Annotated in this window: 13 protein-coding genes; 7 read left to right on the forward strand and 6 right to left on the reverse strand. The window is 70.2% G+C overall.

Features of this window, described 5'->3' with window-relative positions; translation table 11 throughout:
* Nucleotides 1-28 precede the first annotated feature (28 nt).
* The 5 genes from OG758_RS39395 (at nucleotide 29) to OG758_RS39415 (ending at nucleotide 7,117) form a co-directional block, all read left to right on the forward strand.
* Complete coding sequence (locus tag OG758_RS39395) at nucleotides 29-823, forward strand: ABC transporter permease (protein ID WP_326714243.1); 795 nt, start codon at nucleotides 29-31, stop codon at nucleotides 821-823.
* Nucleotides 820-1,842, forward strand: coding sequence for an ABC transporter ATP-binding protein (locus OG758_RS39400; protein ID WP_326714244.1), 1,023 nt, complete (start codon nucleotides 820-822; stop codon nucleotides 1,840-1,842). Before OG758_RS39395 ends, OG758_RS39400 begins: the two co-directional genes overlap by 4 nt.
* Nucleotides 1,839-2,645: an ABC transporter ATP-binding protein gene (locus tag OG758_RS39405; protein ID WP_326714245.1), complete on the forward strand. Its 807-nt coding sequence runs from the start codon at nucleotides 1,839-1,841 to the stop codon at nucleotides 2,643-2,645. Before OG758_RS39400 ends, OG758_RS39405 begins: the two co-directional genes overlap by 4 nt.
* A 14-nt stretch (nucleotides 2,646-2,659) precedes the next feature.
* Nucleotides 2,660-4,318, forward strand: coding sequence for an ABC transporter substrate-binding protein (locus tag OG758_RS39410; RefSeq protein ID WP_326714246.1), 1,659 nt, complete (start codon nucleotides 2,660-2,662; stop codon nucleotides 4,316-4,318).
* A gap of 753 nt (nucleotides 4,319-5,071) precedes the next feature.
* Nucleotides 5,072-7,117, forward strand: a complete 2,046-nt coding sequence (locus OG758_RS39415) for a galactose-binding domain-containing protein (RefSeq protein WP_405651551.1) — start codon at nucleotides 5,072-5,074, stop codon at nucleotides 7,115-7,117.
* A gap of 4 nt (nucleotides 7,118-7,121) precedes the next feature.
* Here OG758_RS39415 and OG758_RS39420 read toward each other — a convergent pair whose 3' ends face one another.
* Nucleotides 7,122-7,712, reverse strand: coding sequence for a TetR/AcrR family transcriptional regulator (locus OG758_RS39420; RefSeq protein ID WP_326714247.1), 591 nt, complete (start codon nucleotides 7,710-7,712; stop codon nucleotides 7,122-7,124).
* A gap of 159 nt (nucleotides 7,713-7,871) precedes the next feature.
* Complete coding sequence (locus OG758_RS39425) at nucleotides 7,872-8,216, reverse strand: hypothetical protein (RefSeq protein ID WP_326714248.1); 345 nt, start codon at nucleotides 8,214-8,216, stop codon at nucleotides 7,872-7,874.
* Between the two features lie 8 nt (nucleotides 8,217-8,224).
* Here OG758_RS39425 and OG758_RS39430 point away from each other — a divergent pair, with 8 nt between their 5' ends.
* Nucleotides 8,225-8,512 carry an FAD-dependent oxidoreductase gene (locus tag OG758_RS39430; protein WP_326714249.1) on the forward strand — a complete coding sequence of 96 codons (288 nt, stop codon included), beginning with the start codon at nucleotides 8,225-8,227 and terminating at the stop codon, nucleotides 8,510-8,512.
* Between the two features lie 201 nt (nucleotides 8,513-8,713).
* Here OG758_RS39430 and manD read toward each other — a convergent pair whose 3' ends face one another.
* From manD to OG758_RS39450, 4 genes are all read right to left on the reverse strand, one after another.
* Entirely contained in the window at nucleotides 8,714-9,928 is a 1,215-nt protein-coding gene (manD, locus tag OG758_RS39435) for a D-mannonate dehydratase ManD (RefSeq protein ID WP_326714250.1), read from the reverse strand.
* Nucleotides 9,929-10,010: 82 nt separating this feature from the next.
* A complete protein-coding gene (locus tag OG758_RS39440; RefSeq protein WP_326714251.1) occupies nucleotides 10,011-11,510 on the reverse strand; it encodes a mannitol dehydrogenase family protein in 1,500 nt (499 codons plus the stop codon).
* Nucleotides 11,511-11,512: 2 nt separating this feature from the next.
* Nucleotides 11,513-12,601: an alcohol dehydrogenase catalytic domain-containing protein gene (locus tag OG758_RS39445; RefSeq protein ID WP_326714252.1), complete on the reverse strand. Its 1,089-nt coding sequence runs from the start codon at nucleotides 12,599-12,601 to the stop codon at nucleotides 11,513-11,515.
* A 46-nt stretch (nucleotides 12,602-12,647) separates the two neighbouring features.
* Nucleotides 12,648-14,003 (reverse strand): MFS transporter, encoded by a 1,356-nt coding sequence (locus tag OG758_RS39450; RefSeq protein WP_326714253.1) that lies wholly within the window; start codon nucleotides 14,001-14,003, stop codon nucleotides 12,648-12,650.
* A gap of 204 nt (nucleotides 14,004-14,207) precedes the next feature.
* Here OG758_RS39450 and OG758_RS39455 point away from each other — a divergent pair, with 204 nt between their 5' ends.
* Nucleotides 14,208-14,987 carry a GntR family transcriptional regulator gene (locus tag OG758_RS39455; protein WP_326714254.1) on the forward strand — a complete coding sequence of 260 codons (780 nt, stop codon included), beginning with the start codon at nucleotides 14,208-14,210 and terminating at the stop codon, nucleotides 14,985-14,987.
* Nucleotides 14,988-15,159 lie beyond the last annotated feature (172 nt).

A 15,159-nucleotide genomic window follows, 5' to 3' on the forward strand; every position in this document is an offset into this window, starting at 1 on the left:
GACGACGCGGGGTACGCGAGGCATCGGGATGTCCGGTTGGGTGGCGCTCACGCTCCTCGGACTCGTCGTCTGCTGCGCCGTCCTCGCGCCGCTCCTCTCACCGCAGGACCCGAACGCCGTCGACCTCTCCGGCGCGTATCAGGGTTCAAGCGGCGCACATCTGCTGGGAACCGACGCGAGCGGGCGGGACCTTCTCTCCCGCCTCGTCCACGGCTCCCGAACCGCGCTGATCGGACCGTTCCTCGTCGTCGTGATCTCGACGCTCCTCGGGACGGTCCTCGCGCTCGCGGCCGTCTGGTTCGGCGGCTGGTTCGACCAGATGGTGGTGCGCGTCGTCGACGCGGTGTTCGCCTTCCCCGGTCTGCTCCTCGCGATCCTGGCGACCGCCCTGTTCGGATCCGGCCTGACGGCCGCCGTCGTGGCGCTGTCCGTCGCCTACGTCCCCTACATCGCAAGGATCGTGCGGAGCGCGGCGCTGCGTGAGCGCAACCTGCCCTACATCGCGGCGTTGCAGGTTCAGGGCGTGCACGGGTTGCGGATCGCGCTGGGGCACATCCTGCCCAACGTGGGTGGGCTGATCGTCGCCAACGCCACACTCGCCTTCGGGTTCGCCCTGATGGACCTCGCCGGCCTCTCCTTCATCGGCCTCGGGGTGCAGCCGCCGACCTCCGACTGGGGCGCGATGGTCGGCACCGGCATGGCCGGTGTGCTGCAACAACACCCGCAGGAGGCGCTGTTCGCCAGCGCGCTCATCGTCGTCACCGTCGGGGCCGTGAACATGCTCGGCGACCGGCTCACGGAGCGCTGGGAGGCACGCGCGTGAACGCACTTCTCGAAGTCGAGGGTCTGACAGTCCAGTTGCCGGTCGCGGGCGAGTTGCGCACCGTGCTGCGCGAGGTCTCGTTCTCGCTCGACCGCGGAAGCACGCTCGGTCTGGTCGGGGAGTCCGGCTCGGGCAAGTCGATGACGGTACGCACCATCGCGCGCCTGCTTCCCGACGGCGCCGACGTCCGGGGCGGTGTCCGCTTCGACGGCGCCGAGGTGTTCGACCTTCGCGCCGACGCCCTGCGGTCCTACCGGGCCAAGGACGTCGCGATGATCTTCCAGGACGCACGGGCCTACACGAACCCCGTACGCACGATCGGCGACTTCCTCACCGAGGCGATGCGCATCAACGACCGGCTGCCGAAGTCCGCTGCTCGAAAGCGCGCACAGGAGCTGCTCACCGAGGTCGGGATCGGGGACCCGGAGCGCCGGCTGCGGCAGTTCCCGCACGAGCTCTCCGGCGGTCTGCTGCAACGGGTGATGATCGCCGCCGCGGTCGCCGCGCGACCCCGGCTCATCCTCGCGGACGAGCCGACGACCGCGCTCGACGTCACCACCCAGGCGGAAGTGATGGCGATTCTCCGGCGCATGCAGCGCGAGTACGGCATGGCGATGCTCTTCATCACGCACGACCTGGAGCTCGCCGGCGCCGTGTGCGACGAGACGATCGTGCTGTACGCCGGCCAGGTCATGGAGCGTCAGGCGTCGGCGCGGCTGCACGAGGACCCGCTCCACCCGTACACCGCCGCACTGGTGCGGGCGCGGCCCGAGATCGACCGGCGCGTCGACCGGCTGCCCGCGATCAGCGGTCATCCGACCACCGCCTACGAGGCGCCGGACGGCTGCGCGTTCGCGCCGCGCTGCTCCTTCGCGCAAGAGGAGTGCCGGGCAGGAGTGCCGCCCCTGCTGCAGATCGGTCCGTCGCAGACCCGATGTGTCCGGATGCCCGGACTGCGCGGCCGGTCGGTGCCGCAGGAGCACGTCGGCTCCGCTTCGAACGAGGAGGCCCAGCGATGACCGAACCGCTGCTCGTGGTCGAGCACCTGACCAAGACGTTCGGCCGCGGGCGTGCCGAGGCGACCGCGGTCGCCGACGTCAGCTTCGCCCTGGCCCCCGGCGGGTCCCTCGGTATCGTCGGCGAATCCGGCTCCGGCAAGACGACCACGGCGCGGATGATCATCGGCCTGGAGCGTCCCTCCGGTGGCCGCATCACGTTCCGGGGCGAGGACCGGACACATCCGGCGCGTTCCGCACGCAGCCGCCGTCAGCGGGGCCGGGACATCCAGATCGTGTTCCAGGACCCGTACACCTCGCTCGACCGCCGCCAGCGCGTCGGTGACTGCCTTGCGGAAGTCGTCGGCGTTCATTCCCGGCTCGGCCGTGACGAGACCAGGAAGCGCGTGAGCGAACTGGCGGAGCTCGTCGGACTCGACGACCGGCAGCTGGCGGCACTGCCGAGGTCACTCTCCGGAGGGCAGCGCCAGCGCGTCGCCATCGCCCGGGCGCTCGCCGCCGATCCGGACGTCCTCATCCTCGACGAGGCCGTGTCCGCCCTGGACGTCTCGATCCAGGCCCAGATCCTCAATCTGCTCTCGGACATCCGACGCAAGCGTGGTGTGAGCTACCTGTTCATCAGCCACGATCTCGCCGTCATCCGCCAGGTGACCGACGACACGATCGTCATGCGTCACGGCGCCGTCGTCGAGCAAGGGCCCACCGCCGACGTGCTCGACAACCCTCAGGACCCCTACACCCGCCTGTTGCGCGGCAGCGTCCCCCGCAGCGGGTGGGACCCCGAAACCCTCACAGCCCGACACTGACCAGGAGTCACGCCATGTACGCACCCCGCCCCAGCAGACGGGCATCGGCACTCGCCGTCGTCGCCGCCACCGGCCTCGTGCTGGCCGGCTGTTCCGGCTCCGGAGGAGGCACATCCGACACCAGCGCGTCCAAGTCCTCCGACGCGCTGACGACCTTCACGCCGGCAGGCAAGGGCTCGGTCGACAAGATCACCTGGAACGTCTTCCAGGGCGAGCCGCAGACCGTAGACCCCTTCCAGTCGGCCGACTACACACCGAACATGATCAACTCGAACATGTGCGAGACACTGTTCGCCCAGACGCCCGACTTCAAGATCAAGCCCAACCTGGCGACGTCGTACACGAACCCCGACCCGAAGACCTGGACGTACAAGCTGCGCAGCGGCGTCACCTTCTGGGACGGCTCGCCGATGACCGCCGACGACGTCGTGTGGAGCATGCGGCACAACATGACGGACAAGTCGAGCTTCTACGGCTACCTGTACGCGAACGTCGCCTCGATCGCGAAGACGGGCACCGCCGAAGTGACCGTCAAGCTCAAGAAGCCCGACTACCTCTTCAACGATGAGCTGGCGAGCTACGCCGGTGTCGTCGTTCAGAAGAACTTCTACGAGCAGCACGGCAAGAAGGTCGGTACGCCGGGCGTCGGTGTCATGTGCACCGGCCCCTACAGGTTCGCCAAGTGGACGCGGGGTCAGTCGATCAGTGCGAGCCGCTACGACGGCTACTGGAACAAGTCGCTGCCACGGAAGGTGAAGAACATCGACTTCACGTTCCTGACCGACGACTCCGCGATCACCTCCGGCCTGCTCTCGGGCCAGATCGACGGAACGTACGGTCCGCCGGTGGCCGGCCTGTCACAGCTGAGGGCGTCGTCGGCGGGCAAGCTCTACTCCGGTCCCGCGCCCCTGGCCGTCACGCTCGTGGTCGCGAACCACAAGGGCGCGATGGGCAACGCCGACGTACGCAAGGCGCTCCAGATGGCCATCGACTGGAAGGGCATCGGCAAGCAGGTGTACGCCGGTGAGGGGACCCCTGCTTCGCTGCAGACCGTACCGGCCGTGTACGGCTTCGCGAAGGACGACCTGACCTCGTACGCCGGCTCGGTCAAGACCGACGGCTCCGCGAAGACGGACGAGGCGAAGAAGCTGCTCGCCGGAGTTCCGGCCGACGTGAAGTCGAAGGAGATCAGCCTCGTGGTGCCGCAGCAGGCGGAGACGCAGCAGCTGGGCGTCGGGATCAAGGACGCGGCCGACAGGATCGGCCTGAAATTCAAGCTCAACGTCGTCCCCGCGACCGGCTACTCGAACTACCTCTACGACCCGGCGACGCGTGGCGGCACCGACCTGCTGTACACACAGTTCTGGCCGAACATCCCTAACCCGCTCGACTGGCTGGGCCTCACCGCGGTGACCGGCGGCACCTTCAACCAGTCCGGCTACAAGGGCATCGACGGGCTCTACGCCAAGGCGATCGGCACGAAGGACGAGAGCGCCCGCTCCAAGCTGGTCGTGCAGATGGAGCAGAAGCTGCACGACGAGATGGATCCGATGTTCTCGGGCATCCAGCTGACGAACGACGTGTGGCTCGGCAGCAAGATCACGGGGGCGCCGGCAGCGTTCTCCTACGTCTACTACCCGTGGGCGGCTCACCTCAGCGGAACCGGCAAGTAGCCCTCACCTGGCTTCCCTTCCGCCCAGGGCGGGAGATTCCAGCGGCAACCCGCCGGTGTTTCCCGCTTCAGGGCGCCGCCCGCCCGGAGTGCGGTTCGTGCCTTCCACAGGCGTCTTCTGCACGGCTGACAGGCAGCCCCCGCAGACCCGGAGAGCCGCGGCGTGTGCCGAAACGGCAATGCGGCCGATGTCCTCGTAGAGGGGCATGGGTCCGGCACGCGGCCGATCGTCCGACGCCGGGCCTCATCTCTACCTCGATCCGGCCCCGGCAGGGCCGGGCATCGACGGCCGCCCAGTGCGCCTGGCGAAGCTTCGTCGTCCTGAGGGCATCAACGTCATGGGTGGCGTGAGCGGTCTCGCACCAGCAGGTCACGTTCCCACCGCATCCACGGCCGGCTGGCCCAGGCCCGTCAAACCACGCAGCAGGAATTCCAGCTGGTCACATCGGCCGTAATTCGCTTGCGCGAGGTGTCATCGCGTGGGTTCCCCGCCCCTGCCCCGGCGTTGTCGCCTCGCTCGCAACCGGGCTGCTCCGCCATTCCGGCCTCCGGCGCGTCCTCCAGAACCGCCCTTTGAACAGGCCCTTCTCTCCGACCAGTCCAGGGGTCATTTTCAGTCAGCGGAGCTGACGGCGCATCAAATAGGTCATCTGTCCCGGACTATTGACTCGCTGTCAGGTCCGCGCCATCCTCGACGGGACCTACGCGCGAGTAAGTTAGCGCGTGCCCATCCCGGACAGCGAAGGTAGCCCGGATGACCCTCCTCCGCAGACGCGGCCTGTTCGCCATCGTCGTCACCCTCCTGCTGGCTCTCGGCATGGGCTCCCCTCCGGCCGTCGGAGCCGACACCCCCTGGTGGGAGCCCACGGCGCGGCCCGCCGCCGATTCGCAGATCAACGTCACCGGCGAACCCTTCCACGGCACGGACGGTCAGGGCCGGGTCCGCGGCTTCATCGACGCGCACAATCACCTGATGTCCAACGAGGGCTTCGGCGGCCGCATCATCTGCGGCAAGCCGTTCTCCGAAGCGGGCATCGCCGACGCCCTCAAGGACTGCCCCGAGCACTATCCCGACGGCTCGCTCGCCCTCTTCGAGAACGTCACCGGCGGTGCGGACGGTCACCACGACCCGGTGGGCTGGCCGACGTTCAAGGACTGGCCGGCCCACAACTCCCTCAGCCACCAGCAGAACTACTACGCGTGGCTGGAGCGCGCCTGGCGCGGCGGCCAGCGGATCCTCGTCAACGACCTGGTCACCAACGGCCTGTTGTGCTCGATCTACGTCAGGGACCGCGGCTGCAACGAGATGGACGCCATCCGCCTAGAGGCCCGTAAGTCCTACGAGATGCAGGACTACATCGACAAGATCTACGGCGGAAAGGGCAAGGGCTTCTTCCGCATCGTCACCGACTCCACCCAGGCCCGCCAGGTCGTCGCGGAGGGCAAGCTCGCCGTGGTGCTCGGCGTAGAGACCTCGGAGCCCTTCGGCTGCAAGCAGATCCTCGACGTCCCCCAGTGCAGCCAGGCCGACATCGACAGCGGTCTGGACGAGCTGTACAAGCTGGGTGTGCGCAGCATGTTCCTGTGCCACAAGTTCGACAACGCCCTGTGCGGGGTGCGGATGGACTCCGGCACCATCGGAACGGCCGTGGACATCGGCCAGTTCCTCTCCACCGGCACCTTCTGGAACACGGAGAAGTGCAGCGGCCCGCAGCACGACAACCCCACCGGCAACGCGGCCGCCCCGGCCGAGGTGACCAAACTGCTCCCCGCAGGCACCAAGGTGCCCACGTACGACAGCGACGCGCAGTGCAACAGGCGCGGTCTGACCCGCCTCGGTGAGTACGCGGTCAAGGGGTTGATGAAGCGCAACATGATGGTCGAGGTCGACCACATGAGCGTCAAGGCGGCCGGTCGCACCCTGGACCTGCTGGAGTCGGCGGACTACCCCGGCGTGCTCTCCAGCCACAGCTGGATGGACGACGGCTGGCTGGAGCGCGTGTACCGTCTCGGCGGCTTCAAGGCCTCGTACATGTCCAGCGCCGACAGCTTCGCCAAGGAGTCCGCCGGGACCAGGGCGCTGCGCCAGCAGTATGGCGTCGGACTCGGCTACGGCACCGACATGAACGGAGTCGGCGGCTGGCCGGGACCGGTCGGACCCGACGCCCCCAACGCGGTCAAGTACCCCTTCCGCAGCGCAGACGGCGGTTCCGTCATCGACCGTCAGCACACCGGCGAACGCACCTGGGACTTCAACACCGACGGTGCGGCCCATGTCGGCATGGTGCCCGACTGGATCGAGCAGATGCGGCTCAGCGGCGGCAAGGACACGGTGCAGGACCTGCTCGGCGGCGCGGAGTCCTACCTCCGCACCTGGAAGGCGACCGAACTCCACAAGCCCGCGCCCGACCTCGCCGCCGGCGCCCCGGCGAGCGCAAGCGCGACGGAGTGGAACCCGTTCACCAGCTACGCGGCGGGGCGGGCCGTGGACGGCGACACCGGCACGAGATGGGCGAGCGGCTGGTCGGACGACCAGTGGCTGCGGCTCGATCTGGGCAGCTCCCGTACGGTCGGCAAGGTCTCCCTCGACTGGGAACGGGCCTTTGCGCGGGCCTACCGGATCGAGGTCTCGGACGACGGGACCACCTGGCGGACCGTGTGGTCCACGGACAGCGGGGACGGGGGCCTGGACAACGCGGTGTTCAGCCCGGTGCAGGCGCGGTACGTCCGTGTCCACGGCGTGACACGCGCCACCACGTACGGCTACTCGATCAACGAGGCGGCGGTGTACGGCCGCTGACCTGCTACCGCAGCAGCGTCAGGATCTGGTCAGCGGCGACGTCCAGCACGTCGCCCGCCTTCTCCTCGTCGCCCAGCACGAGGAAGTTGAGCGTGAGCCCGTCGGTCAGCGCGGCCAGATACCTGGCGGCCGCGGGCTCGGGCACGGTCAGCTCCACGCCCAGGACCGAGGGGAGTTGGCGGATCACCTTGGTGTGGGCCGCGAGATAGCGCTCGTACTGCCGCCGGGCGAGATGCTCATAGCCGGGTTCCCGCAGGGCGTACTGGGTGAGTTCGTACGTCAGCATGTGCTCGCCGGGATTGGCCAGTACGTGGTCCCAGTACGCCTGGAGCCCGGCGCGGATCGTTTCGCGCAGGGTGGGCCTGCGGGTGAGCGTGGTGAGAACGTCCGACTCGGAGTGCTCGGAGATGGTGTCCATCACCGCTTCGAGCAACTCCTGCTTGGAGTCGAAGCAGTAGTGGAAAACGCTCAGCGAGACACCCGCCTCCGCAACGACGGACCGCGTGGTGGTCTTCGCGACTCCGTCGCGGGCCATGGCCCGGATAGCAGCTTCGACCAGTTGCCTGCGCCGCTGCGCCGACGGCATCCGCCCCATGGTGCCTCCTCCCCTGACCTGCGCAAGCATACGCCGCGGGGGGTGCGGCCCAGCGGGCCGCTGTGACGGCCCGCGATCTCCGCTGAGGGAGTCTCGCGGACACGAAGATGAAGTGTGGCCGCACCGAACGAGTCCCGCTCGAACCCTCGATCGTGGGAATCAGCCGTCCAGGCGGGTGGCCCGAGCCTTCAGGTCTTCCGCGAAATCATCCCAGTCGGGTCCGAAAGAGAGGAGATCGGCCGCTGCCTCGCGCAGCAGTTCGGGATCGTCCGGGCGCTGCAGGCAGGCCAGCCGGAAGGCGAGACTGCGGGCCAGACCGGCATGGCCATCCAGTCCTCGGCCAGTGCACCGCGCAGCGCCGGGAGGATTTCCTCGGGAGTGGCGAACGTGATCTCTCGCCGGAGCGCTGGGGGCGTCGGCGCGGGCGCGTCCGCTCGTCCAGGCGAGGCCGGAGCAGGCCACCACGATCGAGGGCGAGCACGGCGTGCTCGACGTCGCGGTCATCGGCCGGGGTGTCCGGGGCGTACGCCGCCTGGCGGCTGCTCGGCCCGGAAGCCAAGCACGGTCCCGTACTGAAGGAGCTTCGACGGCGTCGAGTCGGGCCCCTCACGGTGGGCCTGTTCGAGGGCGGTGAACGCGTCGGCGGCCGCCTCTTCTCGGTGACGCCGCCCGGTATGCCGCACCTGCACGCCGACCTCGGCGGGATGCGCTACCTGAACAACCAGCCGGTCATCGCCGACCTCGTGGACCATCTCGGGTTCGGCCACGGCTCCGTGGCGGCCAAGGCGGCACGCGGGTAGGAGCCGTTGCCCGAGGGCCGCACCGATGCCGTGCGGAGCTCCCGGCTGATCCGGCATGGGCTGCGGGCTCCCCGCGTCGTGGATACGGCAGGCACGGTCGGGGGGCCGCGCCCGCCGTCCCTTGCCGGGTTTCCCTGTCCCGGTCAGCAGCGGTCCCGAGTGGATCGGCGCCACGGCGGGCAGCCGTCGTGGCCACTCGCCTCACCAGTCGTGCACGGATCCGTCCCGCAGCCTGTTCACGGGCAGGTACTTGCGCTCGTACGGGAAGCGCTCGGCGGCCTTCTCGTCGAACTCGACGCCGATGCCGGGGCGGTCGCCGGGGTGCATCAGGCCGTCCTCGAACCTCCAGGACGTCTCGAACACCTCCTCGTAGCCCGGCAGATGGGCCATGTACTCCTGCATGCCGAAGTTCGGGATCGACAGGTCGACGTGGAGCGCGGCCGCGAGTGACGCGGGGGAGAGGTCGCCGGCGCCGTGCGAGCCGGAGCGGACCCCGTACAGCTCGGCGAGCGAGAAGATCTTACGCAGGTGGGTGATGCCGCCCGCGTGCGAGACGGACGTGCGGATGTAGTCGATGAGGCGGTTCGTGATCAGGTGCTGGCAGTCCCAGATCGAGTTGAAGATCTCGCCGACCGCGAGCGGCGTCGTGGTGTGCTGCCGGATGAGACGGAAGGCCTCCTGGTCCTCTGCCGGAGTGGGGTCCTCGATCCAGAACAGACGGTAGGGCTCCAGGGACTTGCCCAGGCGACCCGCCTCGATGGGGCTGAGCCGGTGGTGCACGTCGTGCAGCAGGTGGAAGTCGTAGCCGAACCGCTCGCGGACGGCGGACATGTAGGTCGGCACGAAGTCCAAGTAGGCGCCGGTGTCCCAGACTTCCTCGGTGGGCAGCTCCCCGTCGGCCGGCTCGTAGGTGTCGCCGTCGCCCTTGCGCATGCCGTACACCCGCTCCAGTCCGGGCACCGCCGCCTGCGCGCGCACGGCGCGGAAGCCCTTGTCGAGGAAACGCTGTACGTCGTCGAGGAGTTCGGGGACCGTGTTGCCGCTGGCGTGGCCGTAGACGGTGACGCCGTCGCGGGCCGCGCCGCCGAGCAGCTGGTACACGGGCAGGCCCGCGACCTTGCCCTTGATGTCCCACAGGGCGACGTCGACGGCGGCGACGGCCGTCATGGTGACCGGGCCGCGCCGCCAGTAGGCTCCCTTGTACAGGTACTGCCACACCTGCTCGATGCGGGCCGGGTCCTTGCCGATCAGGGTGGGGCAGACGTGGTCGCGCAGGTAGGAGGCGACGGACAGCTCGCGGCCGTTGAGGGTGGCGTCGCCGATGCCGGTGACACCGTCCGAGGTGGTGATCTTCAGGGTGACGTAGTTGCGGCCGGGGCAGGTGACGAAGACCTCGGCCGAGGTGATGGTGGCCATGGGTGCCGTTCTTCTCGATGGGGGAGTGCGGGGCAGGGAGAGGTGCCGGGCCGGCGTACCGGATCGGCGGCCGGCACCTGGATCAGGTGAGCGCGGAACGCAGCGCGGCCTCGACGCCGTGCACGGCGAGCGTGTGCGCGAACTCGCCGACCACATCGATGAGTTCGCGGTGTTGAGCGACGTCCGGCGGCAGGAAGTCTCCTTCGGAGAGCAGAAGACGGGCCGCGTCGGCGGGGCCGCTCGCCCGGGCCGCGAGCTCGGCCAGGCGCGGCCGGGCACCGTCGTGGACCGTGCCGAGCGCACGCTCGTCGTACGCGTCGTCGGCCGTGATGACGCGCACGTACGCGGCGAGGCCGAGAGCGAGGACGCGCGGGACGCGCCCCGCGGCCAGCGACTCGGCGAGCACCCCCGCCCAGCGGACCGGGATCTTCAGGGAACCGTCGGAGCCGACCTGCGCGGTGCGGTGGCCGAGCGCCGGATTGGCGAACCGGTCGAGGAGTTCGGTGACGTAGGCCTTGCCCGGCATTCCCTCGGGCTCCGGGACCGTCGGCAGGATCTCCTCCCGCATCGCGAACTCCGCTGCACCGCCCAGGAGTTCGTCCGTCACCGCCTGGTCGATGCAGCGGTGTCCGCGCAGCAGGCCGAGGTAGGCGAGGAGCGAGTGGGCGCCGTTGAGGAGTCGCAGTTTCATCAGCTCGTACGGGGCGACATCGTCCGTGAACAGCGCGCCCGCGTGCTCCCACGCCGGACGTCCGGCGCGGAAGTCGTCCTCCATGACCCACAGCCGGTACGGCTCGGCGGGCACCGGCACCGAGTCGCGGACGCCGAAGGCGCGGGCGACCAGGTCACGGTGCTCGTCGGTGGTGGCGGGCGCGATCCGGTCGACCATGGTGTTCGGTGTGGTGAGCGAGGTCGCGACGTAGGCCTGCAGCTCGGGGCGTTCCGAGGCGGGCAGGGCGGCGACGAACTCGTCGATGAGGGCGCGCAGTCGGTGCCCGTTGGCCATGAGGTTGTCGCAGCTGAGCACGGTGACCGGCGCCCCGTCGGTGCGGGCCCGGTGCTGGAGCCCGCGCACGATCAGGCCGAGGGCGGTGCGGGGCGGGCCTCCCGCGAGGTCGGCGCGGACCAGCGGGTCGTCGAGGTCGAGGCGGCCGTCGGCGCCGAAGGTGTACCCCTTCTCTGTCACCGTGACGGAGACGATGCGCGTGGTGGGGCTGCCGATCGCGGCGACGACCTCGGCCCCCTGCCCGTCCGCGACGAGGCCCGGATGGTGCACCCCGGGCACGGTCGCGGCGACACCCACGTCGCGGCGCAGGGTGAGGACGGTATAGAGCTGGCCCTGCTCCGCCATGCCGGTCAGCACTGGGCGCGGACCTCGTGCCGCGCTCGTCGAGACACCCGTGATGCCCCACGGGCCGGGACTGTGGCGCAGGGCGTCGGCCGTGTAGACGGCCTGGTGGGCGCGGTGGAAGTTACCGAGGCCCAGATGGACGATGCCGGGTTCGGGGAGGGGCGGGGGCAGCTTCAGACCGGCCACGGGCAGGGCGGTACGGGACAGGCGGGGCTGGGTGCGCGAGGTCATGGTCAGGCCTCCCGCGCCGGCTCGACCAGGACCTTCATCTGCGACGGGTCGGTCAGCGCGACCTCGAGCGCCTCGGCCGCCCGCTCCAACGGGAAGGAGGCGGTGACCAGTTCGGCCAGCTGGACACGTCCCGCCAACGCGGCCGCCGCCGCGAAGTCTCCCGCCCCGTACCGGAACGACGTCACAAGGGACAGTTCCTGACGCTGCATCCACGCCAGCGGCAGCTCGGTCAGCGGCCGGCTCGGATTGCCGACGACCACGGCGGTGCCGCCGGGGCGCAGCGCGCGGATCCCCGACACCAGGGCGGGCCCCACGCCGGAGCAGTCGAACAGGGCGTCGTAGCCGTCCGGCGACGCCAGCGCGTGGGCCCGCTCCGGATCGGGCACGAGGCCGGCCGCGTCCACGGTGTGCAGGCCGAGCCGCGCCGCGAACTCCCGCCGCTCGGCCGCCACATCGGACACCGTCACGGACCCGGCACCGACGGCCGCAGCGACCTGCGCGACCAGCACACCGATCGGCCCCGCCCCCGTGACCAGCACCCGCTGACCGGGGGCGAGCGCTGCGCGACGCACCGCGTGCACGGCGACGGCGAGCGGCTCGATCAGCGCGCCGAGCCGGACATCCGTCGACGCGGGCAGCGGATGCACGAAGTCCCGTGGCACGCAGACGTACTCGGCGAGCGCGCCGTCGGTCGGCGGCGAACCGAAACAGGTGCCCTTCGGGCAGAGGTTGTAGCGCCCGGCCCGGCACAGCGCGCACGTGCCGCACGGGTGCGCCGGTTCGATGGCCACGGCCGTGCCGTGGGGCAGGTCGTCAACGCCAGCGCCGTGGCCGACGACCACGCCGGCCGGCTCGTGGCCGAGGACGGTCGGCTGCCGCAGGACGTTCGGGCCGTTCTCGCCGTGGGCGTAGTAGTGCAGGTCGGACCCGCACAGTCCGACGGCACGGACGGCGACCAGGACCTGGCCCGGCCCGGGCTCGGGCACCGGGCGGTCCTCGACGCGCACGTCGTTGGGACCGTGCAGTACGGCGGCGCGATGTATGGACTCGACAGGCTCGACCGACTGCGCCGGCTCGACCGACTGGGCCACGGGGCGTCCCTCTCTTTCGTACGGGGATGGAGCGGGCCGGGGCGGACTAGCGCACCGGCAGCGGTTCGACGCGCTTGATGACGAACGCGTAGGTGAGGGCGCCGACGACGGACAGGGCGCCGGACACCAGGAGCGGCACCACGTACGAGCCCCCGGAGGATGCCAGCAGGAATCCGGTGACGATCGGGCCGAGGATCCCCGCCACGTTCGAGGCGAAGTTCTGGATGCCGGCGAGCGAGGCGACATGCCCGGCGGTCGGCGCCACGTCCGCGGGCAGCGACGCCACGGACGCGGTCGAGAAGGTCAGCGAGGCGTAGCTGAGGGAGAGCAACGCGAGGGCGCCGGACGCGGTCGGCACGACGACGGTGAGCGCGATCACGGACGAGCACAGCGTGCCGGAGACCAGGCAGGTCTTGCGGACCCTGGTGGTGGACCAGCCCTTGCGGAGCAGCCGGTCGGCGGTGAAGCCGCCGAGCAGCGACCCGAAGATGGCGACCAGCCCCGGGACCGTACCGAAGAAGCCGAGCTTGAGGAGGTCGAAGCCGCGCTCGTCGACGAGGTAGCTGGGGAACCAGGTGATGAAGAAGTAGATGACGTAGTTGAGGCAGAAGAAGCCGAGCATCATGCCCCAGACCGTGCGGTAGCGGAACAGGTCCCGCCAGCGCACCTCGGGCGCGTCCGCCTCCTGCGCGGCCGTCTCGTCGGTGTGAGCGCCACCCGCCTCGATGTAGGCGCGCTCCTCGGTGGTCAGCTTCGGGTGGTCGGCGGGCTCGTGGTAGAGCCGCCACCAGCCGATGATCCACAGAACGCCGAGCAGGCCGCAGGCGATGAACGCGACCCGCCAGTGGAACGCGGAGACCAGCATCGTCACCAGCGGCAGGGCGATGGCGGTGCCGACGCGCGCGCCGTTGTCCCAGACGCTGTTGGCGAGGGTTCGTTCGTGACGGGGGAACCAGCGCGAGACGGCCTTCGCGGGTGCGGGATATCCGGCGGCCTCACCGGCGCCGAGCAGCATCCGGGCGCCGACGAGCGAGCCGACGCCGCGGACCAGGCCCATCCCGACGGTGGCCACCGACCACCAGATGGCGCCGATCGCGAAGACCCGCTTCACGCCGTACTTGTCCAGGAGTGCCCCGGCGGGCAGTTGGCACAGCGCGTACGTGAAGAAGAAGGCACTGAGGATGAAGCCCTGTGTCTCGGGGCCGATGCGCAGGTCGTCCGACATGGACGGCAGCGCGACGCTGAGCGTGGAGCGGTCCAGGTAGTTGACCGCGAGGCCGCCGAAGCACAGGACGGCTATGCCCCAGCGGACGTTCTTCCCCCGGCCGCGCGGGCGGGCGGGGAGTGAGGCGCCGGACGGGGCAGCCGGCGCCTCACTCTCGGTGACGGAGCGGGTGGTCATCGTTGACCTCCGGTCGAGGGGGACGTGCGGACGTGACGGAATCGGTTCGCGAGACCGGGGCACAGGGGTGTCCACAGTGGGGACAGGGACACGGGCGTGGCCAGGGGGTCCGTTGACCCTCGCGTCATTTTCTACCCCCGTCCGCACTTACATACAAGCCTTGTATGTAAGTAACCTCGCAGCTGAGGTGAGAAAGTGAGCGTCATGGCAGCTCAGCGGCGGGAACCGGGAAAGACGCGACGGGTCGAAGCGGAGGCGTCGCGTCCGCGCGAGTCCGTCCGGGCTCGGGTGCACGCCCTCCTGCGGGCGCGCATCACCTCCCTCGAGCTCCTGCCGGGTGCGCCCCTGTCGGAGAACGAGCTGGCCGCGGAGCTGGACGTCAGCCGCACCCCGGTGCGCGAGGCACTGATCCTGCTGGGCGAGGAGTCGCTGGTCGACGTCTTCCCCAAGCTCGGTACGTTCGTCTCGCGGATCAGCGTCGACGCCGTCCTGGAAGCCCAGTTCATGCGGGAGGCGCTCGAACTGGCGGCGCTGCGCGAGGCGGTGACGAAGTCCGGCGCGCCGGACATCACGGCGCTGCGCGCCATCCTCGACGCACAGCGGGCCGCGCTGAAGGCGGGGGACGCGGACGTGTTCTTCGAGCAGGACGAGGCCTTCCACCGCCGCCTGATGGAGGCGAGCGGTCACCGCACGCTCTGGCGCACGGTGGCGACCGCCAAGGCGCACCTCGACCGGGCCCGCCGGCTGAGTCTGCCGCTGCCGCACCGGATCGAGACGCTGGTCGACGAGCACACCGCGGTGGTCGACGCCCTGGAACGGCGGGACGCGGCGCGCGCGGAGGACGCGCTGCGCGGACACCTTCAGGGCGTCTTCGACGACATCGGAACGATCAGGGCAAGCCATCCGGAGCTGTTCGCGGATCCGCACGAGCGGCCGGGCAGCGCCCCGGCCCGCCCACGGGTCCATCCAGGGCTGCGCGCCTGACGCCACTCACTCCGGGGGCGGCTCGTCTGCCGTGCGAGGGCCGAGCAGTCGTCCAGCAGCTGCGCGCCCCCAACGGAGTCCCGCAGAAACGAACAAGGACAAACCGGGGCGCGAGGCCGGTTTGTCCTTGTTCGTGTGAGGGCGTCGTGGAGGACGTCGTGGAGGACGACCC

The organism is Streptomyces sp. NBC_01474 (assembly GCF_035918215.1).
GTDB lineage: Bacteria > Actinomycetota > Actinomycetes > Streptomycetales > Streptomycetaceae > Streptomyces > Streptomyces aureus.